The following is a 25,441-nucleotide window of genomic DNA, read 5'->3' as shown; positions in this document are numbered from 1 at the left end:
TTTTTCCAGCATCCGTGCCCGGCAGGAGCTGATTTGTGAGTGTCTGGAGCAGCATTGGCGGTATTGTAGGGGCGATCGGTACCGGCGGGGCCCAGTTGGTCGACCGCCTGGTTCAGCTTGTTTTGGCGCGTCCGGAAGGAACGGGCAGCGTTGCCTTCACCGTGGCGATGATTGCCTTGTCAGCGAAAATGGCGAAAGCCGACGGCGTTGTCACCACTGATGAAATCCTGGCATTTCGGGATTTGTTCGAAGTTCCGTCGAACGAAGAGCGGAACGTTGCCAGGCTGTTCAACCTTGCAAAGGAGGACGTGGCGGGATTTGAAGTCTATGCCCAGAAACTTGCCGACCTTTTTCCCTATGACCGCAAGACCCTGCTCGATATTCTTGACGGACTTTTTCACATAGCCAAAGCTGACGGCGTCATCCATGAGAGCGAACTGGGTTACCTTTCCAAGGTCGCCGAGGTGTTCGGGCTGGATGACCGGGAATTCTCCAAAGTCATGGCCCGGCATGTCCGCAAGGATGGCAACCCCTACGAGATCCTGGGGCTTGGTCCGGAGGCCAGCGACAAGGAGTTGAAGACGCAGTACCGGCGGGAAGTTCAGGAAACGCATCCGGACCGGCTGATCGCCAGAGGCGTTCCGGAGGAATTTGTCCGCATCGCCAACGACCGTCTCGCCGCACTCAATGATGCCTGGGCGAAAATCAGCGCGGAAAGAGGGCTATGACAGTTTCAACCGATACGGGATTAAAGGCCCGGGTCCACCCGTCGCCAAATCACGGCCCGAGGGTGCCGGGCGTTCCGGTCGACATGGTCATACTGCATTATACCGGGATGACGACCGCCGAAGCCGCGTTGAGCAGGCTGTGCAATCCGGAGGCCGAGGTTTCCGCCCACTATCTTATTGACGAAGACGGCGGCATTCTTCAGTGCGTACCGGAGTCCAGGCGTGCCTGGCATGCGGGTCGCAGCTTCTGGAAAGGGCGAAGTGACATCAATTCCCGGTCGATCGGCATCGAAATCGTCAATCCGGGACATGAAAACGGATACAGGGCTTTTCCGGACAGGCAGATCGAGGCCGTGGTGGCGCTGACCAAGGATATATGCCGCCGGCATGACATTCAGCCATGGATGGTGCTCGGCCACTCCGACATCGCGCCCGACCGCAAGGAGGACCCGGGCGAACTGTTTCCCTGGGACCGATTGGCGGAAGCCGGTATCGGTCTTTATGTGCAGCCCTTTCCAATCGGCTCCGGACTGTTCATTCAGTCAGGTGATCGCGGCCAACCGGTCGAAGCGCTCCAGTCCATGCTGGCCCTCTTTGGATATGATGTCGGCATTACAGGTGAGTTCGATGAGAAGACCCGGCTCGGTGTAAAGGCCTTTCAGAGGCACTTCCGCCCGGAAAAGGTGGACGGAGTTGTCGATCAGTCCACAATCGAGACACTCCATGCGCTTTTGCGGAAGCTGCCGTCCCTGGCCTGATTGCCTGTCACAGGGTGTTGCAACCACATTGACAGGTCGCCTACCTGGGGAAAACGTCAAAAATGACTGCGGGAAACGCATCGGAGCACTGTTTGGTTCCCGCATGGTGGCGATTTCTTCGCAAAAAAATTCCACAGGTGTCACAGACTTTCACGGGAACGTCTCCCAAACGCCTGAATTCAGGCCATTTTTGGTCACAAATAGCAGTGTTTGACGAATTTTAGCGCCGATTTCGTGTAAAAACCTGAAGTAATTTGAAATAATTCGTGATTTGGGCGCGCCTATTTTGGTCCCATAGCTCCGGCATTTCTCCGCCCCGACTTCAATTGCAACGAAAAAACAAAAGGGCTGGACTGAATGTTACGGTCATTCAAGACACTTACTGGCGCGCTATGCCTTTTCGCCTATGCCACGACGCTTTCTGCACCGGCAGCACTGGCGACAGGGACTGGTTCCGAACCGATCCTCCACATCATCGACAAAGACAAGGGGACCCAGGTCGCCGCGCTCACAGGCACCAAGTCCGTGAATTCCGTCAGTCGCAAGGACAGATACGCGAAGCTGATCCGCAAGGCGGCCGCCAAGCACGGCGTGCCGGTCAAGATTGCCAAGGCGGTGGTCGAGGTAGAGAGCAATTTCAATCCGAAGGCGCGCGGCAGTGCCGGTGAAGTCGGACTGATGCAGATCAAACCGGCAACCGCCAGGGGCATCGGCTATCGTGGGTCCACCAAGGCGCTCTACGACCCGGCAACCAATCTGGAATGGGGCATGAAATATCTTGCCGGCGCCCATGATCGGGCCAACGGCGATCTGTGCGGCACCATCCTGCGTTACAATGCAGGTCATTTCGCGAAACGGATGAACCCGGTCAGCCGTCGTTACTGCGGCAAGGTTCAACGGATCCTGGCATCGAACTGATCTGGTCCGCTTCTGGGTCATAGACCCGTAAAGGACCATGAAATGGCAAAAACCCCGCGGAGCTTCGGCGGGGTTTTTTCTTTGAAAGGCCGGTACTTTAAGCGAATTTCCGCCGCGCGGCGGGGAGGGACGCGGGAACAGGCGTGTGATCGGGCACGTCGGGCGCGGCGAGAGGCTGGCCGAGTGCTGTCGTCACCGGAACAATCCCTGCCCAGACATCCGTTCCCAGATCTTCGTTGTCATCGACGGGGCCTCCAGTGCGGATTTTCGTGCTTGCGTGCTCGATCTTAAGGGAGAGGACGCCGGTCGCCTTGTGTTCCTTCCGCATTATCTCGCGGCATTCGTCCCAGCGTCCGGGCAGGAGATGGTCGGTTATGGCGGCAAGCGCCCTGACTTGTTCCTCCGGGTCATCCACCAGCCTTGCCGTCCCATGCACGACGGCGCAGCGATAATTCATCGAGTGGTGGAATGCCGAGCGGGCGACTACGAGGCCATCGACCAGCGTGACTGTTGCGCTGGCTGGAGCACCGGCCGAATTCGCCGTGATGATCCGCGTGGTGCTGGCGCCGTGGACATAGAGCCTGTCGCCGATGCGGGCATAGGCCATCGGGATGACCATCGGCCGGTTTTCATGAATGAAGCCGCAATGAGCGACCAGACCGGTGTCGAGGATTTCGTAGGCAAGGCCCTTGTCATAGCTGCCGCGCTTCATCTGCCGGATTTTGGCGAAACCTGGCAGGCCGTCGGCTTGCCGCTCTTCCGGAGAGGTCTTGGCGGAAGTCGTCATGGTTTGTCTCCACTTGAAAATTCGAGTTGTTTTTTTCGGTGTCGCCGATAAATTGGATCTATAAAAGATCCGGTTTCTTAAAAATGACAGAACCAGTTTTTCCTGAAGGCATATTGACCCTGGACCGGTCGGGCGAGGTTCCCCTGCCGGAACAGATTTATCGGGGGCTTCGGGAAGCTGTGCGGGCTGGCCTGTTACGGTCAGGGACACGTTTGCCGTCCACCCGCCGTTTGGCTTCGGTCCTCAATGTTGCCAGAAACACAGTGAATACGGCTTACGAGCTTCTTCAGGCGGAAGGCATCATATCCGTCAGGACGGGGTCAGCCCCCAGGGTTGCCGAAGGTCTGTTTCCAGAAGGCGTGTCAACCGGCCGGCCGGGACTTTCCTCGATGCCCGCTTTGTCACGGCGCGGCCGGATGCTTGCGGTGGATTTACGCGGGGACGGCTGGGCGGCACGTCACGGGGCGCTTCAGCCGGGAGCTCCCGCGCTTGACTGCTTTCCGTATGAGGAATGGGCGCGCTGCCTGCGCCGCGCCGCCCGGCTCGAACGCAGTGCGGATTTGCAATACCGGAATTATACGGGTGTTCCGGCCCTGAAGCGGCAGCTTGCCCGCCATCTCGCGGCGGAACGCGGCGTCCGGACCGAACCGGAGCAGATTTTGATCACCTGTTCCATGCAGGCGGGCCTGGCCCTGTTGTCTCAGGCGCTTGCGGACCCCGGAGACTCGGTCTGGCTGGAGGAGCCCGGATATCTGGGCGCGCGAACGGCCTTTCACGCGGCAGGGCTCCGGATCCGGCCGCTGCCCACGGACGGGCAAGGCGCGGATGCGGCGGGAATGTCTGCCGGAGACACACCTCCCAAACTCATTTATGTGACGCCGTCCCATCACTATCCGCTCGGTGCGCGCATGCCGCTGGCCCGGCGGCTTGCACTTCTGGAAGCGGCACGCTCTGCGGGGGCGGTTATTCTGGAAGATGATTACGACAGCGAGTTTCTGTTTTCAGGACGTCCCATCGCAGCTCTTCACGGCCTTGCCGGAGAAGGGCAGGTGATTTATCTGGGCACGTTTTCAAAAAGCCTCATGCCGGGACTGCACATTGCCTTTTGTGTCGTTCCCTCGCTTCTGGTCGAGCCGCTGTCGCGGCTCATGCGCAACATGGGCTGCGCCGCCAACGTTCACGCACAGGCTGCCCTGGCCGGCTTCATGGATGGCGGAGCCTATCAGAAGCACCTGAAGCTGATCCGGCATGTCTACCGGGAAAGGGGCGAGAGGCTGGTAGATGCCCTGAAGGGGCGCCTGGGCAACAGGATCGAGGTCGAACCGCCTGCCGGCAACGTTCAGGTTGCCTTGACTTTCCGCGAAACGGTCGATGACGTCGCGTTGGCGCAGGCGATGCAGAAAGCGGGGTTTGCAGTGTCGGCGCTCAGCAACTGTTACCTCGGGCAGCCGAGGAAATCCGGGTTGATCATTGGCTTCGCAGGAGCGTCGAACGAGCAGATCTGCGGGGGCGTGGAGACGCTGGGTAATCTGTTGGAGCGGTCTGCGATCAGCTGAAGTTCAGGGCGACCCAAACATGACTAGGTGCCGATGAGGGAGAGGCGCCAGCTGCAAAAAAACCTCCCGCGACGGATATCCGCCGCGGGAGGTTTGCTTGTATCGGGAAAGTCGCCGGAAGCGGCTGCTTTCCTCAGGCCGCGCGCACCTTGGTCAGGAACTCTTCCATTGCGTGGCGCAGATTGTTGGACTGGCCGTGAAGTTCACCGACGGCCGAATTCATCGCTGTGCCCAGTTTCGCCGTTTCGCCTGCGGCGTCACTGACTTCCGCGATGGACCGGGACACGCCTTCGGTTCCCTGGGCCGCCTCGGCAACGCTACTGGCGATTTCCGTGGTCGCCAGGTTCTGCTCTTCGGCGGCTCCGGACATTGCAGAGGTGTTTTCCGTGATTTTCTGCACCATATCGGCGACCGAGCCGGTTGCTTCGGTAGACGCATCCGCTGCCTGGCGCATTTCGTTGATCTGACGATCGATTTCTTCCGTCGCCTTGGACGTCTGTTCGGCCAGGGCTTTGACTTCGGTGGCAACCACCGCAAATCCCTTGCCGGCTTCGCCGGCTCGGGCTGCTTCGATCGTGGCGTTCAGGGCAAGCAGGTTGGTCTGTTCGGCGATGTCCGTGATGAGCTTGGTTACGTCGCCGATACGGGCGACCACCTGCTGGAGTGTCGAGACAGCCTGATTGGACCGTTCGACTTCCGTTTCCGCGTTTCGAGCGATTTCAGACGATGAGCGAACCTGTTCGGTGATTGCCCGGATCGAAGCGGACAATTCCTCCGTGGCGCTCGCAACGGTATTGACATTCGTGGTCGCTTGTTCGGCCGCCGCAGACACTGCAAGTGCCTCTGTCGTCGTGTTGTTGGCGATTTCCGACAAGGAACCGGCCGAAGTGGTCATTTCATCGAGTTTCGCGATCATGCCGTTGTATATGCTGAGAACGGTGCTCTCAAAATCACTGGCGATATTTTCCATTTCCTCGCGCTTGAGCCGCTCCGCGTTTTCCCGTTCCTCGGTAGCTGCATTTTCCAGTTCGCGGGTGCGGATCAGGTTTTCCCGGAAAACGCCCAGAGCCCGGCCCAGAAGACCTATTTCATCGCCTCTGTCGCCGCCATCGACGGTTTGAGAGGTGTCCCCGGTTGCAAGTGCCTGGGTGATGCTGGAAAGTCGGGAAAGCGGGACGGAAACCACCATGTGGTTCACAAAGCCCAGCACCATTGCCAGAAGGGTGAGTACAAGTGCACTGGTGATCGCAACGATCACAACTGTCTGCAGCTCGGCATTTTGCACTTCTTCGGACTGCTTCCGCATGATACCGACCGCTTCGGTAAAGCTTCGGCTTTCCTGCTGTACCGCCCCAAGCAGTTCGGCGCTTTCAGGCGTCACTTCGATGGCGCGGGCCAGGTCGACGGTGTCAGGCGACCGCATAAGGTCGATCTGCCGGTTTGCGATTTGACCAAACCAGGTTTGCCAGTTCGATTTGAGCCGATCGAGGTTTTCCTGAAACTCAGGTGATGTTGCCGCGATAAGTGTTTCGACGTCGGCGAACTGGCGGTTGATTTCACCGTCCAGCTCCTGTGACCGGGTCAACCAGTCGCGGTTGCCGGTGAGCAGGAACGATTTCACCGCGAGTGCCTGGCCAACAATTTTTTCGTTAAGCTGCGCTGTCTGGGCATTGAGGTTGGAAAGTGCGGAAGCCCGCTCGACTTCGTGGCTGGCAGACAATGTCTGGATTGCACTCGTGCCTCCGGCGACGGCGCCGATGAGTGCGAGCGCCAGAAAGCCGGCGGCAATCTTTTTACTGACGGAAAGGTTCTTGAGCATTGGAATGATCCGTTTACGAATTCGGGGCTTGGCGGCGCTGAAGTTCAGTCAGGTTAAATTCTACCGTGGCTGCACCGATCACTTTGCCGGTCTCCGGATCGGTAACCGGCAGGTTCAGCTGGGCGCGCCAGATCCGCAGATCCTCGTCCCATTCCGCGGCGTCGATGAAAATCGCTTCCGGCCCGTTGGGAAAGGTTTTCTGAAATTTGTCTTCGTCGCCCTGCCAGTAGTCGCCGGTAATCGCGCTCTGGCCGACATTCAGTCCGTTGGCGTCCATGACGAAGATTTCGGGATGAAGGCCAAGCGAATTGGCCTGGACTCTTAGGAGGTAGATCGAAAGAGGGGCGGACAAGGTGGCGGAGATAAGAGGTTTGTCGTCGGCCTCCCTTTCCTTGCGCCATTGTCCGTCGAGGGCGTCGATGTCAGCCTGGGAAAGGGAGCCTCGCAGCTCGTTCTGGGCGTTGATCGACAGAGAGACGATCGGATTGGACAGCCATTCGCCAACGCTTTCGACCACAGCCGGAGTGATGAGCGTTTCAGGATCGGGTGCAGATTCGGCAAGCGCTCCTGATGAAAACAGAAATGCTATCGGTAAACAGGTGTGCCATCTGCACATGTTGTATCTCCTTAAAGAATCGTTGGGAAAGATTGAAGGAAATTATTTAATGTTACCTGAATGGATTCTTGAATTTCATCGCTGATTACGCATTGTTAAAAATAACAATTGGCAACATTAACCATTTATTATTTATGACTATTCCAGGTCCGAACTATCTATAATTGTATCTTGGAAAGTTTTTCTTTCTGATTGTATTTTCGCTTTTCTTCAGATGTCTGGATTCAGGTGTGCCGATTGTCCGCGGGAAAGCGCGCAGGCGAGGCGAACGTATCCCGGGCTGCTATGGCCGCTTGCTTGACCTTGAGACCAAAGCCACTTAAGTCCGCAGGCGCCAGTCGGCCGGACAGCCGCTGCCGCAAGCGCCGAAAGGCCGCGGGGGAGGAAAGTCCGGGCTCCATGGAAACACGGTGCCGGGTAACGCCCGGCGAGGGTGACCTTAGGGAAAGTGCCACAGAAAGCAAACCGCCCCGGCCTGATTGAAAAATCTTGACGGGGTAAGGGTGAAAGGGTGGGGTAAGAGCCCACCGCGCAGCTGGCAACAGAGGCGGCACGGTAAACCCCACCGGGAGCAAGACCGAATAGGGGCAGCGCGGGACCGGAGCGATCCGGACCCAGGCCAGTTTCCAGGTCAGCTGTCCGGGTTGGTTGCGTGAGGCGTCTGGCAACAGGCGTCCCAGATGAATGGCTGTCACGTCCGCGAAAGCGGGCCATACAGAACCCGGCTTACAGGCCGGCTGGCGTTTCTATTGCGACAAGCCGATGTCCGGCGCTCTCCATGGAGGCTTCGGACAGAAGCGGCCTGACCGGTGACAGCCGGTTGGGCCGCCGGTGCGGGGTTTGGGGTATGGCCTGTCCCTGCCTGCATCCTCATTCTCCACAAGTCTTTGCAACGAGGCAGATTTTGCCGGGTTCGCACACCCGGGCAGGCAAAACCTCCGTAAACCTGCGCATCCGATTCTTCTTTTCTGTCAAGGCTTCATTAAGCATGATTGGCCTAAGGTCAGTCGATGGGGTCGTGTGCGATCAAATCGAGCCGGAATCCATGAGATTCCATTGACCACCCATGATTTCCCATGATATCCCATAAGAACCCAGAATGGGGAGCGCAGGCCCGTCTCAGTTTGGCCAGAGCGGCAATTTAACGGCTCGGAAAGAGCTGCATTTGCAAATTGCACGTCCTGGCAGGTTACCGGCCTTTCTTCTCATCAGGGTATTTCGTTTCGGGGGTTGACGGGTGGGAACCCGTTTCGAGGGGTTTTATGGCCGGCTTTGTTTCTCACTTTACCAACCGGCTGGATGCCAAGGGTCGCGTGTCGATCCCGGCACCCTTCCGCGCGGTGTTGGCGAGAGATGGATTTGAAGGCCTTTATTGCATTAGTTCTTCCCACTGCCAGGCAGTCGATGCGGGCGGAAACGAACTGCTTGCCGAGATTGAAAAGCGTTCGGAAGCGTTCGCGAAGCTGTCGCCCGATCACGATGCGCTCGCCGTTGCGCTTTTCGGCGCCAGCGAGAACCCGAAGGTCGACGGAGATGGCCGCATGACCATTTCCGACATGATCCGCGAGCACACCGGCATCACCGATCAGGTGACTTTTGTCGGCATGAAATACAAGTTCCAGATCTGGGAACCTGAAAAGTTCCGCGAGTATCGCGCAGAGGCCCAAAAGCGCGCGCTTGCGATGCTGTCGGGGCAGTCCCCGGCATCTTCTGGAGGAGAGCCGGTATGATGGCGCTCGGCGACAAGGACATGTCTCCTGCCGCTGGCGGACCCATGCGTCATGTGCCGGTTCTCCTGGCAGAAGTTCTGAAGTGGCTCGACCCGCAACCGGGTGAAGTGATTATCGACGGTACGTTCGGAGCAGGCGGTTATTCGCATGCGGTTCTGGAACGGGGGGCAAAGGTTCTCGGTATCGACCGGGATCCGGATGCAATCGCCGGTGGGCAGGATCTGGTGAGGGAATCCGGCGGACGCCTGATCCTGGTGCCGGGTCAATTCGCCGGCCTTGAAACTTACGCACGCGATAACGGTTTTGACGGGGTTGACGGCGTGGTGCTGGATCTGGGCGTGTCTTCCATGCAGATCGATGAGGCCGGCCGAGGATTTTCCTTCCTGCGCGACGGTCCCCTGGATATGCGCATGGAACAGGCCGGCCCATCCGCGGCCGACGTGGTGAACGAGCTTCCTGTTAAAGACCTGATCCGGGTCATCGGACTTCTCGGAGAAGAAAAGCGCGCGACCACCGTCGCTCATGCCATTGATGCCGCGCGCAAGGAGAAGCCGTTCTCCCGCACGCTGGAACTGGCCGGCCTGATTGAGAAAGCGCTCGGCCGGTCGCCGAAAAAGGCACAGATTCATCCGGCAACCCGCACCTTCCAGGCGCTGCGGATCTATGTGAACGGCGAGTTGCATCAGGCGGCCGAAGCGCTTGGCGCCGCCGAGCGCATCCTGAAGCCCGGCGGACGTCTGGTTCTGGTGAGTTTTCATTCCCTGGAAGACCGGATCGTCAAGCGCTTCTTTCAGGACAGAACCCGGACACGGGGCGGCGGGTCCCGTCATATGCCGGAGCAGGACGTGCCGCCGGCGACATTCGAGATGCTGACGCGCAAGGCGGTCGAGGCGGCGGCGGACGAAACGCATGTCAATCCGCGCGCGCGCTCGGCGAAGCTTCGGGCGGGGCGGCGGATAGAGGCGGCCGCGCGCGATCTGGATATACATGCCGCGGGCGTTCCGAGGCTGGCGGAATTTCATGGGTTAGGGGGCTGAAAGTGGTTCGAACGCTGAACATCCTGTTCATTCTGGCGGTCGTGATCGGAGCGGCGACCGTCTACGACATGAAGCTGGCCGCAACCAAGTCCGCGGAGAAAGTCGCGGAACTCCAGCACCAGATCGACGAGGAACGGGATACGATCCAGCTTCTGAAGGCGGAATGGAGCCTTTTGAACAAGCCGGACCGTCTCCAGTCCCTTGTCGCGCGCTACAACGACTATCTGCAACTGGAGCCGTTGGATGTGAAGCAGATCGTGACGCCGGAAGATCTTCCGGCCCGGCCGGTGATGCTTGAGCCGATCGGCGGCAACCAGATGGGCGGTTATGCCGGCTCCTCGGCAGTGATCCGATGAGGAGCCGATCATGACATTGGTAAGTGAACCGGCAAGTTTCCTTCAGGTGCGGCGCGCGCAGCCAAGAGCCGCGCGCGGCTCCGTTTCGTCCAGTGCTGTCAAATCCCGTGTCTATGTCGCCATGCTGGCCTTCGCTTGCGTCTATGCGGCCATCGGGGGACGGCTGGTGCTTCTCGCCCAGATGGAGGAGGCGCCGTCGAAGGCGTGGATCTCCGCCCAGGATTCCGTTGCCGCCTCCCGTCCGGATCTTATCGACCGCAACGGAGAAATCCTGGCGACAGACATCAAGACAACTTCACTTTATGCCGAACCGCGCCGCATCCTCGATGTGGACGAGGCGCTCGAGGGCCTGATCCGGGTGTTGCCGGATCTGGATCAAAACACCGTGCGCCGCCGTCTGGAAAGCGGGGCGGGCTTTGTCTGGCTGAAACGGGAGATGACACCCCATCAGGCGGAACAGGTACATAATCTCGGCCTGCCGGGCATCGGGTTCCTGTCTGAAAACCAGCGGTTCTATCCGGGTGGACCGACCGCCGGGCACATTGTCGGTTCCGTCAATGTGGACAATCAGGGGCTCGCGGGGATCGAGAAGTATATCGATGACGCGTGGCTGGCCGAACTCCAGTCTCTGGGCTTTGCTTCCGACCGGACGATAGAGCCGGTGCGCCTTTCCGTCGATTTGCGCGTTCAGCATGTGGTGCGCGACGAACTGGTCAAGGCGATGGATCGCTACCGGGCGATTGCAGCGGCCGGTATCGTGCTGGATGCGAAGACCGGTGAGGTCGTCGCCATGTCCTCCCTGCCGGACTACGATCCCAATGACAGGTCACAGGCGCTGGAAAAAGACCGGCTGAACCGGGCCACCGGCGGTGTTTTCGAAATGGGGTCGGTGTTCAAGGCCTTCACTGTCGCGATGGCCCTGGATTCCGGGGCGGTTTCCATCAATGACAGTTTCGACGCGACCCGGCCGATCCGGGCGGCCGGGCGTACGATCACGGATTTCCACGGGAAAAACCGTATTCTGTCCGTGCCGGAAATCTTCATCTATTCGTCCAATATCGGCACCGCGAAAATGATGCTGGCAACCGGCATTTCCCGGCAGCAGGAATTCTTCAAGCGCCTGCATCTGACGGAGCGTCTGAAGACGGAGCTGCCTGAAAACGCCGCGCCCCTGCTGCCACCGAAATGGAACGAACTGGCGGCCATGACGATTTCCTTCGGCCACGGTATTTCCGTGACACCCATGCAGACCGCGGTGGCGGCGGCGGCGGTGGTGAATGGCGGCAAACTTTATCCGCCGACTTTCTTGCCGAGGAGCCAGGAAGAGGTTCAAACCGTTGCCAAACAAGTTATTTCTCCGGACGTCAGCCGGATGATGCGGTATCTCTTCCGCCTGAATGTGCTGTCCGGCTCCGGACGCAGGGCGGACGTACCGGGGTATACGGTCGGCGGGAAAACCGGCACCGCGGAAAAGATCGAGAATGGCCGCTACATAAACAACAAGCGCCGCAATTCCTTCCTGTCGGCCTTTCCGATGGACGATCCGCGCTACGTGGTTCTGGTCGTCCTCGATGAGCCCAAATCGGAGCGCGAAGGCATAGGTGCCACCGCCGGTCTCAACGCTGCGCCGACCGTGGGAGCGATCATCCGCCGCTCGGCGCCGATGCTTGGCGTGATGCCGCGTTTCGGCAAGGGGGATGAACCGATTGAGATTTCCTATTAAGGAGACACTGGACCAGCCTGCGTCCATCGGACCGCAGAATGCTCAATTGAAGCTTTGAAGACCGGCGGGGTCGCAGCCGTTACCCGGTCTTCAAAGACAGCTTCAGCAAGACGACGCGCGAACCGGATGATCGGATGAGATGGATCTCGAGTATTTAGCCGCCGGCCTGACATTGCCGGAAGCGGCAAGGAGCCTGAAAATATCGGGCCTGACCGCGGATAGCCGGAAGGTCCAGCCCGGCTTTCTGTTCGCGGCCTTCAAAGGTGCTTCCGTCGATGGAACCCGGTTCGCCCCGAATGCGGTCGCGGCCGGGGCCGTTGCGGTTCTATGCGCCGACGACGCAGTGGCAGCGGTGCGGGCGGCCTGTCCGGAACATACGGTCGTTCTGGGTGCGCCGGAACCCCGTCAGGTTTTTGCCGGAATGGCCGCGCGGTTTTACGGTGCCCAGCCGGATACGATCGTCGCGGTGACGGGGACGGCGGGAAAAACCTCCGTCGCCCACTTTGCCCGCCAGATTTTTCAAGCCGCGGGACACCCTGCTGCAAGTCTGGGAACCCTCGGGACAATCAGGCCGGACGGTGAAAGCTATGGCGGTCTGACGACGCCCGATCCGGTGGCGCTCCACAAGGAACTTTCGGAACTCGAGGCCGAAGGCATCAATCATGCCGCGCTGGAGGCCTCCTCGCACGGGCTTGACCAGTTCCGTCTGGATGGGGTGCGCCTGACAGCGGCGGCCTTCACGAACCTTGGCCGCGACCACATGGATTATCATGCGACCGTCGAGGACTATCTGAACGCCAAGCTGCGCCTCTTTTCAGAATTGCTCCCGGCAGGGGGGACGGTGGTCGTCGACCCTGGCGAGAAATACGCCGACCGGGTCCTTGCTGTTGCCCAAGCACGCGGGCTTCCCGTGCTGAGCGTCGGTGAAACGGGCCGGGATCTCAAGCTGACCGGCAGGAAACCCGCCGGAGCGGCGCAGCAGCTGACCCTGCAAACGGTCCGCGGCGAATACAAGGTGACCCTGCCTCTGATCGGCCGGTTTCAGGTCTCCAATGCGCTGATTGCCGCCGGACTTGCGATTGCGGCAGGGATCGACACCGGCACGGCTCTGCGCGCGCTGGAAAATCTGAAAGGCGCACCCGGTCGGCTTGAGCTTGCCGGTAAAACGAAATCCGGGGGGCTGGTTTTTGTCGATTATGCCCACAAGCCGGATGCGCTGGATAACGCACTTGCCGCCTTGCGGCCGTTCACGGATGGAGTCCTTTCGGTCGTGGTCGGCGCCGGTGGTGACAGGGACCCGGGCAAGCGGGTGCTGATGGGTGAGGCGGCGGCCCGGCAGGCGGATCTGGTGATCGTCACCGACGACAATCCCCGTTCCGAAGATCCCGCGACGATCCGCAAAGCCGTGCGGCAGGGGGCTCCGGATGCGCTGGAGATCGGTGACCGGTTCGAGGCAATCGCGGAAGGGGTCCGCCGGCTCGCGAAGGGCGATATCCTGTGTGTCGCGGGAAAAGGTCATGAAACCGGCCAGATTGTTGGCGACACAGTGATTCCGTTTTCGGATCACGAAGCCGTTCTGCGGGCCATAAACGTTGAAGGAAACACATGAGCGATCCGCTTTGGACTTTGGATGCCTTTGTAGAAGCTGCCGGCGGCAGTACCAGGGGCGATATTGGCGCGGAAATTACCGGAATATCCATCGACAGTCGCACGCTTGAACCCGGCGATGCCTTCGTCGCGATCAAGGGCGACCGGCTTGACGGCCACAATTACGTGACTGCGGCGCTGGAAGCGGGGGCATCGCTTGCGCTGGTCGCCGAAGAGCGGCTGACGGAATTGCCCGAAGACGGCCGTTATGTCGTGGTTGCCGATCCGCTGGAAGCCTTGCGCGGTCTTGGTGTCGCGGCCCGCGCCCGCACCGGCGCCCGCATCGTGGCTGTGACCGGTTCTGTCGGCAAAACAGGAACCAAGGAAGCCCTCCGGCTTGCGCTGGAACCTTCCGGCAAGGTGCATGCTTCCGTTGCGTCTTTCAACAATCATTGGGGTGTGCCGCTCACTTTGGCGCGCATGCCGGCGGATGCGAACTACGGCATCTTCGAGATCGGCATGAACCATGCCGGGGAAATCATTCCCCTGGTAAAGATGGTGCGTCCGCATGCGGCGATCATCACAACCGTGCAGCCGGTGCATCTTGAGTATTTCGATTCCGTCGAAAAGATCGCCAAGGCGAAAGCCGAAATTTTCGAAGGTCTGGAGCCCGATGGCGTCGCCATCCTCAACAGGGACAATCTCCAGTTCGACCTGCTGAAATTTCTGGCGGCAACGGCCGGTGTCGCCAGGATCCACACCTTCGGCGAGAACCCTGCTGCCGACAGTCATATTGAAAAGGCGGTCGGATACCCGGCGGGGTCGAGTGTGGACGCCAGCATTCTGGGTCAGGAAATTACCTACAAGATCGGCGCTCCCGGCAAGCATCATGTGAAAAACAGCCTCGCCGTCCTGACCGCCGTGGCGGATCTCGGCGCGGATCTCGCCAAGGCAGGGCTGGCGCTGGACACGATGCGTGCGCCGAAAGGGCGCGGGCAGGTGAGCCGGCTGCCGCTGCCGGGCGGAGAACTCAATCTCATCGACGAAAGCTACAATGCCAATCCGGCGTCGATGCGCGCAGCGTTCGCCGTTCTGGGGGAAGCGCCGATCAAACGGCCCGGCCGGCGCATTGCGGTGATTGGTGACATGCGCGAACTCGGCGAGGACGCCGACCGCCTGCATGCCGAGCTCAGTCAGCCGATCAGCGATGCACAGATCGACGCGGTCTATTGTGCGGGCCCGCATATGCACGCGCTGTGGAAACAGTTACCGCATGACCTTCGGGCGCATTTCTGTGAGGACGCAAAAGATCTGGAAGACGTGCTTTTGAGCGACGTACGGCCGGGCGATGTTGTTATGATCAAGGGATCGCTCGGAACCCGGATGGGCCCGCTTGTCGAAGCCCTGAAAAGAGAATATCCGCCTGCGGACGATAGCGCAGCGGCATAAGGGATAACTGATGTTTTATTTTTTAGGGCAATTTGCTGATCAGATCTCCGCACTGAACGTCTTCCGGTACATTACGTTCCGCACAGGCGGGGCAATCATGACCGCCCTGTTTTTTGTATTCCTGTTCGGACCGAAAATCATTTCCAGTCTGCGAATTCGCCAGGGACACGGCCAGCCGATCCGCGCCGACGGTCCGGAAAGCCATCTCCTGACCAAGAAAGGCACGCCCACCATGGGCGGGCTGATGATCCTGTCCGGCGCTCTGGTTGCCGCCCTCCTGTGGTCGGATCTTTCCAACCCCTATGTCTGGGTGGTGACAGGGGTCACGCTCGGTTTCGGCGGTATCGGTTTTTACGACGACTATCTGAAGGTGACCAAGTCGTCGCACAAGGGCTTTGGCGGCAAGGCGCGTCTGGGGCTGGAGTTCCTGATTGCGGGCATCGCCGCCTTCGCGGTTACAATTCTCGATACGTCCCAGTCTTCCGAAGCGGTCACCTTCCCGTTCATCAAGGATTTCACGCTCAATCTCGGTCTGATTTTCATTCCCTTCGCCGCCTTCGTCATGGTCGGCGCCGGCAATGCCGTCAACCTGACCGACGGACTGGACGGGCTCGCCATCGTGCCGGTGATGATCGCCTGTGCCTCCTTCGGGCTGATTGCCTATCTGTCGGGCAATGCGGTCTTCGCGAATTACCTGCAGATTCATCATGTCGCCGGGACGGGTGAACTGGCCGTGATCTGCGGTGCGGTGATCGGCGCGGGCCTCGGGTTCCTGTGGTTCAACGCGCCGCCGGCCGCCATCTTCATGGGCGACACCGGCTCCCTGGCGCTCGGCGGCATGATCGGCGCAATCGCGGTTGCCACAAAGCACGAGATCGTTCTGGCCATCATCGGGGGCCTTTTCGTACTTGAGGCCGTTTCGGTGATCGTGCAGGTCATCTCCTTCAAGCTGACGGGCAAGCGCGTCTTCCGGATGGCGCCGATCCACCATCATTTCGAGATCATGGGCTGGACGGAAAGCCAGGTGGTGATCCGTTTCTGGATCATTGCCGTCGTTCTGGCCCTGCTTGGTCTTGCCACACTGAAGCTGAGGTAAGCCGAATGATCCCTGTCACCACATTTGAAAACGTCAATGTCGCACTGTTCGGGCTTGGCGGGTCCGGGCTGGCGACGGCGCGCGCGCTCAAACTGGGCGGCGCGAATGTGGTGTGTTTCGATGACAATGAAGACCGGGTCGAGCAGGCGGCAGGCGAAGGGCTCGACACCCGCGACCTGCGCGAACTGGACTGGAGCGGCATCGCCGCCCTGGTTCTGGCTCCCGGCGTGCCGCTGACCCATCCGGTGCCGCACTGGTCGGTGGATCTTGCCCGCGAGGCCGGTGTGGAGATCGTCGGCGATGTGGAACTCTTCTGCCGCGAACGGCGCAAGATCTGCCCGGACGCACCCCTGATCGCGATCACGGGCACCAACGGAAAATCGACCACGACGGCGCTGATCGGTCATCTCCTGCGCGAACTGGGCCTTGATGTGCAGGTCGGTGGCAATATCGGCACACCGGTTCTGGAATTGGAACCGCCGCAGCCGGGCCGCCACTACGTGATCGAATGCTCTTCCTACCAGATCGACCTTTCACCGACGCTGGACCCGACCGTCGGCTTGCTCATGAACCTGTCGCCGGATCATCTCGACCGGCACGGCACCATCGAAAACTATGCCGCGATCAAGGAACGCCTGGTGGCCGGGGCCAAGGTCGCGGTTGTCGGGGTCGACGATCAAATGTCCTCTTCGATCGCAGATCGGCTGGAACTCGCGCGCAAACCGGTCTGCCGGATTGCCGGGGAGCACGAACTCACCAGCGGTATCTATGCCCGTCACGGCCGCCTGATCGAAGCGCGGGACGGCAGCCAGAGCGAAGTTGCGCTTCTGGGCGGAATCGACAGCCTGCGCGGCGACCATAATGGCCAGAATGCGGCCGCAGCCTTTGCAGCTCTCAGAGCACTGGAGATTCCCGCTGGAAGGATCGCGGCGGCTTTTACGTCGTTCCCGGGCCTGCACCACCGCATGGAAGTTGTGGCCAAACAGGGACGGGTGCTCTTTATCAACGATTCCAAAGCCACCAACGCCGATGCGGCCGCAAGGGCGCTTGCCAGCTTCGAGAGGATTTACTGGATCGCGGGCGGACGGGCCAAGGCAGGAGGTATTTCCTCGCTGGACGAATATTTTCCGAAGATCGCCAAGACATTTCTGATCGGGGAAGCGGCGGAGGATTTCGCCGGGACGCTGGAAGGCCGGGTGCCGTACAAGATCAGCGGCACGCTGCAGCAAGCGGTGGCCGACGCGACCTGCGAGGCGGCCGAGGACGGGGCGGAAGAGATCGCCATTCTGCTTTCGCCCGCCTGCGCCAGCTTCGACCAATACCGGAACTTCGAACTGCGTGGCGCAGCTTTTGTGGACGCTGTGCGTGCCTTGCCTGATGCCGGCAATACGCAGGAGGTCGCCTAGATGGTATCACGCGCAGATCGCAGCCGGTTCGCCGAGTGGCTCTGGACCGTGGATCACTATCTGCTCGCGGCCTTCGGTCTGCTGATGGTCGGGGGCGTGGTGCTGTCCTTCGCCGCCAGTCCGCCCGTTGCCGAACGGATCGGTGTCGATACCTTTTTCTTCGTCAAGCGCCAGGCTCTCTTTCTCCTGCCGGCCGTCACCATCATGCTGGCGGCGTCGCTCATGTCGCCGCGGGCGATCCGGCGCGCCGCGCTGATCGTGTTCGTCGTCTCGCTGGTCCTGATGGTTGCGACGCTGTTCGCTGGGTTCGAAGCAAAGGGCGCACGGCGCTGGATCTATATCGCCGGGTTCTCCCTGCAACCGTCCGAATTCCTGAAGCCGGCCTTCGTGGTGCTGATTGCCTTCCTGCTGTCGGAAAGCGGCCGCCGCCGGGAGGTTCCGGGGGTGCTGTTCGCCTTTGTGCTGTTTGCCATCTGCGCCGCGCTGCTGATCGCGCAGCCCGATTTCGGCCAGACCATGCTTTTGGGGCTGGTCTGGGCTGGGCTTTTCTTTCTCAACGGCATTTCCTGGATCCTCATCCTGGCGCTGGGGCTGATCGGCGTCGCCGGGCTGTTTGCCGCCTATGCCTTCCTGCCGCATGTGACCAACCGCGTTGACCGGTTCCTGGACCCGAGTTCCGGGGATACCTTCCAGGTCGATACCGCGATGGATTCCTTCCTGGCAGGGGGCTGGTTCGGGCGCGGACCGGGAGAGGGCACGATCAAGCGCATTCTTCCCGACAGCCATACGGACTTCATCTTCGCGGTTGTCGGCGAGGAGTTCGGCGTGGTGGCCTGCCTGCTGCTGGTCTCCGTCTTCGCCTTTATCGTCATTCGCGGCCTGAACCATGCCGGACGGGATCAGGATGCCTTCAGCCGTCTCGCGACGGCTGGACTTGTCGTTCTATTCGGCCTTCAGGCAACCATCAATCTTGCGGTCAACCTGCATCTCATGCCGTCAAAGGGCATGACCCTGCCTTTCATTTCGTATGGAGGCTCGTCGCTTTTTTCGTCGGCCATGACGGCCGGCGCCATTCTGGCCCTGACCCGCAGACGGCCGCAGACCTCCCGCGGTGAGGCCGTCACCGTGAGCAGGTTGTCGCCATCGTCGTTGATGTAACGCCGGATCAAACGCAAGGCCAGAAGCCGGATCTTATGAGCAAAACAGTATTACTGACGGCCGGCGGAACCGGCGGCCACCTTTTCCCCGCACAGGCCCTTGCCAGTGAACTCCTCCGGCGCGGCTGGAGCGTTGAACTGGCGACGGACGAGCGGGCCGACAGATACGGTGCGGCCTTTCCGGCCCGCAAGGTGCATATCATTGCATCGCAAACCATCCGGGGCCGCAATCCGGTTTCGCTTGCCAGAACGGCTTTCAGCCTGCTGCGCGGCACGCTTCAGGCCCGCTCGCTGATCCGGGCGCTCAAACCGGATGTCGTCGCCGGATTCGGTGGTTATCCAACATTCCCGCCGATGTATGCCGCCCGCCTGACGGGAACGCCTTCCATATTGCATGAAGCCAATGGCGTCATGGGCCGGGCGAACAGATTGCTGGCGAAGGGCGTTACCGCGATTGCCACGAGCGTACCCATCGGCGACCTGGCCGAGGACCTGGAGCGCAAGCTTGTCGAAACCGGCAACCCGGTTCGCGACGCGGTGCTGAAGGCGGCGGAGCTTCCCTACGCCGCGCCGCTTCCGGGCGGAGAATTCAAGCTGCTTATCTTCGGCGGGTCGCAAGGGGCAAGGTTTTTCTCCGACCTCGTCCCGCCGGCGCTTGAAGAACTTCCGGCCGGCATACGCGCCAGACTCAGGATCGTGCAGCAATGCCGTCCGGAAGACATGGAGCGGGTGCAGAAAGCCTACGATGCGCTCGGGGTTCAGGCCGAATGCGCGCCTTTCTTCCAGGACATGCCGCAGCGCATCGCCCAGGCGCATCTGGTTCTTTGCCGGTCCGGTGCCTCTTCGGTCAGCGAGCTCAGCGTGCTTGGCCGGCCGTCGATACTGGTACCGCTGCCCGGTGCGATCGATCAGGACCAGGCCGCCAATGCAAGGGTTCTGGAAAAGGCCGGCGGCGCCTGGCCGATCCGGCAGGTGGATCTGCATCCCGAGCGTCTTGCCAGGGAAATCATCCGTTTCATGGAAACGCCGGACATGCTTGCGACGGCGGCCGAAAACGCCCGCGGCGTCGCCAGGCCGGACGCGGTGAAACGTCTCGCGGACCTTGTCGAAAGGGTCGCCAGCAAACAAGGAGAACGGCCATGAAAATGCCGCAGGATATCGGACCCGTCCATTTTGTCGGGATCGGCGGGATCGGCATGAGCGGGATTGCCGAGGTGCTCAAGACCCTCGGCTATCAGGTCCAGGGGTCCGACATGGCCGAAAACGCCAATGTGCAACGCCTCAGGTCCCATGGCATTGAGGTTAAGGTCGGCCATGCGGCCGACAATCTCGGCGACGCGGAAGTGCTCGTGGTGTCTTCCGCGATCAGGAAGGACAATCCGGAGCTGGTTGCGGCCCGCGAGAAGCTGATTCCGGTGGTGCGGCGCGCGGAAATGCTTGCCGAACTGATGCGCTTCAAGCAGGCCATCGCGGTCGGCGGAACACATGGCAAGACCACGACCACCTCCATGGTGGCGGCGCTTCTGGACGCGGGCCATCTCGACCCAACGGTCATCAATGGCGGCATCATCAATGCCTACGGAACGAATGCCCGCATGGGCAAGGGCGACTGGATGGTGGTGGAAGCCGATGAAAGCGACGGCACCTTCGTCAAGCTTCCGGCGGATGTCGCCGTCGTCACCAATATCGATCCGGAGCATCTCGATCATTACGGGGACTTTGCCGGGGTCCGTGCCGCCTTCCGGCAATTCGTGGAAAATGTGCCCTTCTACGGATTTGCGGTGATGTGCCTGGACCATCCCGAAGTGCAGACCATGATCGGCGCGATCGAGGACCGGCGCGTCGTTACCTACGGGACCAATCCACAAGCCGATGTCCGCTTCAAAGACGTCTCCATGGACGGGGGAAAATCGGTTTTCTCGGTGACCATCCGCGACCGCCGGACAGGTGAGGTGATCGAGCTGAAGGACCTGGTTTTACCGATGCCGGGCCTGCACAACGTCTCCAACGCCACAGCCGCCCTTGCGGTGGCTTCCCAGCTCGGGGTGGGGCCTGAAGATCTGAAGAAGGGCATATCCACCTTTGGCGGCGTCAAGCGCCGTTTCACCCTGACGGGAACGGTCGGTGGCATTCAGATCTTCGACGACTACGGTCATCACCCGGTTGAGATCAAGGCGGTGTTGCATGCGGCGCGCGAGTCGACCCAGGGCAGGGTCATCGCGATCATGCAGCCGCATCGATATTCAAGGCTCGCCAGCCTGTTCGATGACTTCTCGAATTGCTTCAACGACGCCGACGCGGTGATCATCGCACCGGTTTATGCCGCGGGCGAACAGCCGATAGAAGGGGCCGCGCATACCGATCTGGTCTCGGGTATGAAAACCCGGGGGCACCGGAATGTCCGGGCCATCGAAAGTCCTGACGAGTTGCCTGCGCTCGTGAAGGAGCTGGCCGGTCCGGGAGATTTCGTGATCTGCCTGGGAGCGGGCAACATCACCCAATGGGCTTATGCGCTGCCGAAACAGCTCGAAGCGCTCTGAGGGAGATTTGCAATGGGTTTTCCCGATCTCCTTGAAACCGTCCCCGACCTTGGCGAAGGTATTCGCGGCAGGCTGACCGCCAATCAGCCGCTCTCCGCCGTAACGTGGCTGCGCACCGGCGGTCCGGCGCAGCTCATGTTCCAGCCGGCCGACGAGGCGGATCTTTCGGCGTTCCTGAAGAAACTGCCGAAGGACATACCCGTTCTTCCGGTCGGTCTCGGTTCGAACCTCCTGGTCCGGGACGGCGGACTGGAAGGTGTTGTCATACGCCTGAGCGCCAGGGGCTTCGGGTCCATCGAGGAAATCGGCGGCAACAGGCTCAGCGCGGGGGCTGCCGTGCCCGACAAACGGCTTGCGGAGGCTGCCGCGGAGGCTGGTCTGGGCGGCTTTGCGTTTTACACGGGCATTCCAGGAGGTCTGGGCGGCGCCCTTCGCATGAACGCGGGCGCCCATGGAACGGAAACCCGCGAGCGGATGGTGGAACTCACCGCCTTCGACCGCGACGGCAACCGTCATGTGCTGACCAATGCCGACTTGAGCTATGCCTACAGGCATTCTTCGGCCCCGAAAGATCTGATTTTCACCGCCGCCGTTTTTGAGGGTGTGCCGCGCGACGAGGCGTCGATCCGCGCGGAAATGGCGGATGTCGCCGCGCACCGGGAAAAGGCGCAGCCGATCCGGGAAAAGACAGGCGGCTCGACCTTCAAGAACCCGCCTGGAACCTCGGCCTGGAAGGTCATCGACGCGGCCGGGTGCCGGGGACTGATGGTCGGCGGTGCGCAAATGTCGGAAATGCACTGCAATTTCATGATCAACACAGGCGACGCCAGCGGACACGATCTGGAGCTGCTCGGAGAAACCGTGCGGGCGCGGGTTCTGAAACACAGCGGTATCAGGCTGGAATGGGAAATAAAGCGGCTGGGACGGTTCGGGCCCGAAGGTCCGGTCGAACCGTTTCTGGGCGAAGAAGAGGAGGCTGCGTAAATGGCCGGAAAACATGTCGCCGTTCTGATGGGCGGCTGGGTCAACGAACGCCCGGTGAGTCTGTCAACCGGCAAGGAATGCGCCGACGCGCTGGAAGAAGCCGGCTACCGGGTGACACGTATCGATGTCGACCGGAATATCTCGGCCGTCCTGCGGGAACTGCGGCCCGATGTAGCGTTCAACGCCCTTCACGGTCCCTATGGCGAGGACGGCTGCGTTCAGGGAATATTAGAGTTTCTTAACATCCCCTATACGCATTCCGGCGTGATGGCGTCGAGCCTTGCAATGAACAAGGTGAAGGCAAAGGCGGTCATGGCGGCGGCCGGGGTTCCGGTGACCAGGCATGTGGTCGTGAACCGCGGCGATATTCTTCGCGAACACCCAATGGAACCGCCTTACGTGCTGAAGCCGATCAATGAAGGCTCCAGCTTTGGAGTGCTGATTGTCCAGAAAGATCAAGAGTTTCCGCCACAGGAGCTGAGTCGCGAGGACTGGCCCTATCCAGAGGTGCTGATGTGCGAGAAATTTATCGCGGGCCGGGAGCTGACCTGTGCTGTCATGAATGACAAGTCCCTCGGTGTCATAGACATCCTTCCCCAGGGGCATGGCTTCTACGATTATGAAGCAAAATATGCACAAGGCGGTTCAAAACACATTCTTCCTGCGAAAATTTCACCGATTGTTTACCAAAACATAGAGACACTAGCGGTTAAGGCGCATCAGGCTTTGGATTGCCGCGGTGTTTCCCGTGCGGATTTCCGATTCGATGAACGGGAAGACGGATCCGGTGAACTGATTTGCCTAGAAGTGAACACGCAGCCAGGCATGACGCCAACCTCTCTTGTGCCGGAATTGGCGGCCCATCAGGGGATGAGTTTCAAGGACCTGGTCAGCTGGATGGTTGAGGACGCAAGTTGCTGTCGCTAGGACGCAAACATAAACGCAATGCACTGACCCGCCTGGAGGCCGAACTGGCTCCGCGCGGGCGCGGCGTCGCGCGTTTGCATCGTCAACCTGTATGGCGGGCCGCCGGGCGCCTTATGGAGCTGCCGCAATGGGCCGGTTCTGCTGCCGCGCTGGGTTTCTTAACCTTAACAATTAGTTATGGAATAGTCATAGGGGGGCACGGCCGGATCGTTTCGGATGCGCTGCTGTCCGCCGCGGGCTTCGGCGTCGAAGCCGTGAAACTTTCCGGTCAGCGGGAAATCAACGAATTCCAGATCCTCGAAGCACTGGAAATTCATGAAGGCACGTCCCTGGCGCTCTTCGATGCGGCGGGCGCCCGTGAGCGTTTGAACCGGATGGCGTGGGTGAAAAACGCCTCTGTCATGAAGCTCTATCCGAGCACGCTGCAGATCAGTATCGAGGAACGGGTTCCCTATGCGCTTTGGCAGCGGGGCGATCTTGTCTCGATCATCAACGAATCAGGCGACGTGATCACGGACGAGGTCGATGGCCGCTATGCCAACCTTCTTCTCGTGGTCAATCACGGCGCGCAGCGCCGGGCGGTGGAAATCAATTCGGCGCTGGCAACGGTGCCGGACCTGCGCCCGCGCGTGCGTGCGGCGTTTCTGGTCAGCGACCGGCGCTGGGACCTGCAGCTTGAAAACGGCATTTCCATCCGTCTGCCGGAAAACAATCTTCATGCCGCTCTGGCGGACCTGGTGAAAATGGATGAGGAAAGCGGTCTGCTGTCCCGCGACATCATGGCGATAGACTTGCGCCTGGCCGATCGGGTGACAGTCCGTCTGTCGGACGAAGTCGCCGAGCAGCGCAAGGTCATGACCGGCGGCAAAGGCCGGTCCGGTAAAAAGGAGCGCGATACATGAGCCGCTCCTCCAGCCATCTCTATCTGCCGAAAATGCGGCCGCTGCCGACCCGGCGCGCGGTCATCATGTCGGTTCTCGACGTGGGCTCGACGAAAGTCTGCTGCCTGATCGCAAAGCTTGTGCCGCGGGACGACAAGTCGATCCTGTCGAGCCGGTCCCACAAGGTGGAAGTGCTCGGCTACGGGTATCAGCGCTCGCGCGGTATCAAGTCCGGCGTTGTGGTCGATATGGACGCCGCCGAGCAGGCGATTCGCCAGGCGGTCGACAGCGCCGAACGCATGGCCGGCGTGACCGTCGAATCGCTGATTGCAAATATCAGCTGCGGCCGCCTGCAGAGCGAAATCTACAGCGCCGGCGTACCGCTGGCCGGCGAAAGTGTGTCGGAGGCCGATATTCAACGGGTTCTCTTCGCCGGCTCCAGCCATTCCGTCACCGATGGCCGGGCGGTGACGCACGCGCTGCCGATCTCTTATTCGCTGGATGGGAGCCGTGGCATCCGCGACCCGCGCGGCATGATGGGGCACAAGCTGGGTGTCGAAATGCAGGTGGTCACAGCGGAAATTCCGCCGGTGCGCAACCTGGAACTCTGCATCAACCGCGGCCATCTTCACGTGGAAACAATGGTGGCGACACCCTTTGCCAGCGGATTGTCCACCATCGTCGACGATGAAGCAGAGCTTGGCGTTGCCTGCATCGACATGGGCGGCGGCACGACGACGCTGTCGGTCTTCGTGGACGGCCACATGGTGCATCTGGACGCGATTGCCGTTGGCGGCAACCATGTGACCACCGATATCGCCCGCGCTTTCGCGACCCGGCTCCAGGATGCGGAGCGCCTGAAAACCCTTTATGGCTCGCCGCTTGCCTCCGGCTCGGACGACCGTGACCTGCTCACGGTGCCGCCGCTGGACGGCGACAGCGACCTGCCAAACCAGATCCCGCGCTCGGCACTGACCCGGGTCATCCGCCCGCGTGTGGAAGAAATCCTAGAACTCGTAAGAGATCGCCTGACTGCCTCCGGTTTCGCCGGTCGGGTGGGCAAGCAGATCGTGCTGACAGGGGGTGCAAGTCAGCTCACGGGTCTTGGAGAAGTTGCGCGTCACGTCCTGGGGCGCAACGTCCGTCTTGGCCGGCCACTTGGTGTCGCCGGTCTTCCCGAAGCCGCCAAAGGTCCGGCATTTGCCGCCGCGGTTGGCCTCTTGATTTATCCGCAAGTCGCTCAGATCGAACAGTTCGAACACAAGAACCGGAGATCTGGGTGGGGCGGGCAATCTGGTTATCTGGCCCGTGTGGGCCAATGGATCAGGGAAAGCTTCTGACGACATGAGCCAAGAAGACGAAAACCAGGAAGTTGAGCTGCCAGCA

At 60.6% G+C, this 25,441-nt stretch carries 22 protein-coding genes and 1 other RNA gene; 20 read left to right on the top strand and 3 right to left on the bottom strand.

The window, feature by feature from the left end; genetic code table 11:
• Positions 1-35 precede the first annotated feature (35 nt).
• From CLV41_RS22805 to CLV41_RS22795, 3 genes are all read left to right on the top strand, one after another.
• On the top strand, positions 36-728 hold the full coding sequence (locus CLV41_RS22805; protein ID WP_103224771.1) for a J domain-containing protein: 693 nt from the start codon (positions 36-38) through the stop codon (positions 726-728).
• Entirely contained in the window at positions 725-1,486 is a 762-nt protein-coding gene (locus CLV41_RS22800) for an N-acetylmuramoyl-L-alanine amidase (RefSeq protein ID WP_103224770.1), read from the top strand. Before CLV41_RS22805 ends, CLV41_RS22800 begins: the two co-directional genes overlap by 4 nt.
• A 357-nt stretch (positions 1,487-1,843) precedes the next feature.
• Positions 1,844-2,404, top strand: a complete 561-nt coding sequence (locus tag CLV41_RS22795) for a lytic transglycosylase domain-containing protein (protein WP_103224769.1) — start codon at positions 1,844-1,846, stop codon at positions 2,402-2,404.
• Positions 2,405-2,501: 97 nt separating this feature from the next.
• Here CLV41_RS22795 and CLV41_RS22790 read toward each other — a convergent pair whose 3' ends face one another.
• A complete protein-coding gene (locus tag CLV41_RS22790; protein WP_103224768.1) occupies positions 2,502-3,191 on the bottom strand; it encodes a pyridoxamine 5'-phosphate oxidase family protein in 690 nt (229 codons plus the stop codon).
• A gap of 83 nt (positions 3,192-3,274) precedes the next feature.
• Here CLV41_RS22790 and pdxR point away from each other — a divergent pair, with 83 nt between their 5' ends.
• On the top strand, positions 3,275-4,747 hold the full coding sequence (gene pdxR, locus CLV41_RS22785) for a MocR-like pyridoxine biosynthesis transcription factor PdxR (RefSeq protein ID WP_103224803.1): 1,473 nt from the start codon (positions 3,275-3,277) through the stop codon (positions 4,745-4,747).
• 133 nt (positions 4,748-4,880) lie between these two features.
• Here pdxR and CLV41_RS22780 read toward each other — a convergent pair whose 3' ends face one another.
• Together CLV41_RS22780 and CLV41_RS22775 are read right to left on the bottom strand one after the other, a co-directional pair.
• Entirely contained in the window at positions 4,881-6,566 is a 1,686-nt protein-coding gene (locus CLV41_RS22780) for a methyl-accepting chemotaxis protein (RefSeq protein ID WP_103224767.1), read from the bottom strand.
• 13 nt (positions 6,567-6,579) lie between these two features.
• Positions 6,580-7,182, bottom strand: coding sequence for a hypothetical protein (locus tag CLV41_RS22775; protein ID WP_103224766.1), 603 nt, complete (start codon positions 7,180-7,182; stop codon positions 6,580-6,582).
• A gap of 334 nt (positions 7,183-7,516) precedes the next feature.
• On the opposite strand from CLV41_RS22775, the gene rnpB reads away from it, so the two are divergent.
• From rnpB to ftsA, 16 genes are all read left to right on the top strand, one after another.
• An RNA gene (gene rnpB, locus CLV41_RS22770) (RNase P RNA component class A) lies at positions 7,517-7,927 on the top strand.
• A gap of 517 nt (positions 7,928-8,444) precedes the next feature.
• On the top strand, positions 8,445-8,912 hold the full coding sequence (locus CLV41_RS22765) for a division/cell wall cluster transcriptional repressor MraZ (protein WP_103224765.1): 468 nt from the start codon (positions 8,445-8,447) through the stop codon (positions 8,910-8,912).
• Positions 8,909-9,949, top strand: a complete 1,041-nt coding sequence (gene rsmH / locus CLV41_RS22760; protein ID WP_103224764.1) for a 16S rRNA (cytosine(1402)-N(4))-methyltransferase RsmH — start codon at positions 8,909-8,911, stop codon at positions 9,947-9,949. The genes CLV41_RS22765 and rsmH overlap by 4 nt, the downstream gene beginning before the upstream one ends.
• 2 nt (positions 9,950-9,951) lie before the next feature.
• A complete protein-coding gene (ftsL, locus tag CLV41_RS22755) occupies positions 9,952-10,305 on the top strand; it encodes a cell division protein FtsL (RefSeq protein WP_103224763.1) in 354 nt (117 codons plus the stop codon).
• Positions 10,306-10,315: 10 nt separating this feature from the next.
• On the top strand, positions 10,316-12,028 hold the full coding sequence (locus tag CLV41_RS22750; RefSeq protein ID WP_103224762.1) for a peptidoglycan D,D-transpeptidase FtsI family protein: 1,713 nt from the start codon (positions 10,316-10,318) through the stop codon (positions 12,026-12,028).
• A gap of 139 nt (positions 12,029-12,167) precedes the next feature.
• Positions 12,168-13,637, top strand: a complete 1,470-nt coding sequence (locus tag CLV41_RS22745) for a UDP-N-acetylmuramoyl-L-alanyl-D-glutamate--2,6-diaminopimelate ligase (protein ID WP_103224761.1) — start codon at positions 12,168-12,170, stop codon at positions 13,635-13,637.
• The gene (locus CLV41_RS22740; protein ID WP_103224760.1) at positions 13,634-15,064 is read left to right on the top strand and encodes a UDP-N-acetylmuramoylalanyl-D-glutamyl-2,6-diaminopimelate--D-alanyl-D-alanine ligase; all 1,431 of its coding nucleotides are present in this window, start codon (positions 13,634-13,636) and stop codon (positions 15,062-15,064) included. Before CLV41_RS22745 ends, CLV41_RS22740 begins: the two co-directional genes overlap by 4 nt.
• A 10-nt stretch (positions 15,065-15,074) precedes the next feature.
• On the top strand, positions 15,075-16,160 hold the full coding sequence (mraY, locus tag CLV41_RS22735; protein WP_103224759.1) for a phospho-N-acetylmuramoyl-pentapeptide-transferase: 1,086 nt from the start codon (positions 15,075-15,077) through the stop codon (positions 16,158-16,160).
• Between the two features lie 5 nt (positions 16,161-16,165).
• Entirely contained in the window at positions 16,166-17,566 is a 1,401-nt protein-coding gene (murD, locus tag CLV41_RS22730; protein WP_103224758.1) for a UDP-N-acetylmuramoyl-L-alanine--D-glutamate ligase, read from the top strand.
• Entirely contained in the window at positions 17,567-18,724 is a 1,158-nt protein-coding gene (locus CLV41_RS22725; RefSeq protein ID WP_103224757.1) for an FtsW/RodA/SpoVE family cell cycle protein, read from the top strand. It begins immediately after the preceding gene.
• Positions 18,725-18,759: 35 nt separating this feature from the next.
• Positions 18,760-19,866: an undecaprenyldiphospho-muramoylpentapeptide beta-N-acetylglucosaminyltransferase gene (murG, locus tag CLV41_RS22720; RefSeq protein WP_103224756.1), complete on the top strand. Its 1,107-nt coding sequence runs from the start codon at positions 18,760-18,762 to the stop codon at positions 19,864-19,866.
• Entirely contained in the window at positions 19,863-21,263 is a 1,401-nt protein-coding gene (gene murC, locus CLV41_RS22715; protein ID WP_103224755.1) for a UDP-N-acetylmuramate--L-alanine ligase, read from the top strand. The genes murG and murC overlap by 4 nt, the downstream gene beginning before the upstream one ends.
• Before the next feature lie 12 nt (positions 21,264-21,275).
• Positions 21,276-22,247 (top strand): UDP-N-acetylmuramate dehydrogenase, encoded by a 972-nt coding sequence (murB, locus tag CLV41_RS22710; RefSeq protein WP_103224754.1) that lies wholly within the window; start codon positions 21,276-21,278, stop codon positions 22,245-22,247.
• Positions 22,248-23,174 (top strand): D-alanine--D-alanine ligase, encoded by a 927-nt coding sequence (locus CLV41_RS22705; protein WP_103224753.1) that lies wholly within the window; start codon positions 22,248-22,250, stop codon positions 23,172-23,174.
• A gap of 254 nt (positions 23,175-23,428) precedes the next feature.
• Positions 23,429-24,076: a cell division protein FtsQ/DivIB gene (locus CLV41_RS22700; RefSeq protein ID WP_208987682.1), complete on the top strand. Its 648-nt coding sequence runs from the start codon at positions 23,429-23,431 to the stop codon at positions 24,074-24,076.
• Positions 24,073-25,395, top strand: coding sequence for a cell division protein FtsA (gene ftsA, locus CLV41_RS22695; protein WP_103224752.1), 1,323 nt, complete (start codon positions 24,073-24,075; stop codon positions 25,393-25,395). The genes CLV41_RS22700 and ftsA overlap by 4 nt, the downstream gene beginning before the upstream one ends.
• Positions 25,396-25,441 lie beyond the last annotated feature (46 nt).

The sequence above is a fragment of the Roseibium marinum genome (assembly GCF_002906165.1).
GTDB lineage: Bacteria > Pseudomonadota > Alphaproteobacteria > Rhizobiales > Stappiaceae > Roseibium > Roseibium marinum.
The sequence above is the reverse complement of the archived record's forward strand: the minus strand, read 5'-3'. Positions and strand labels throughout refer to the sequence as shown.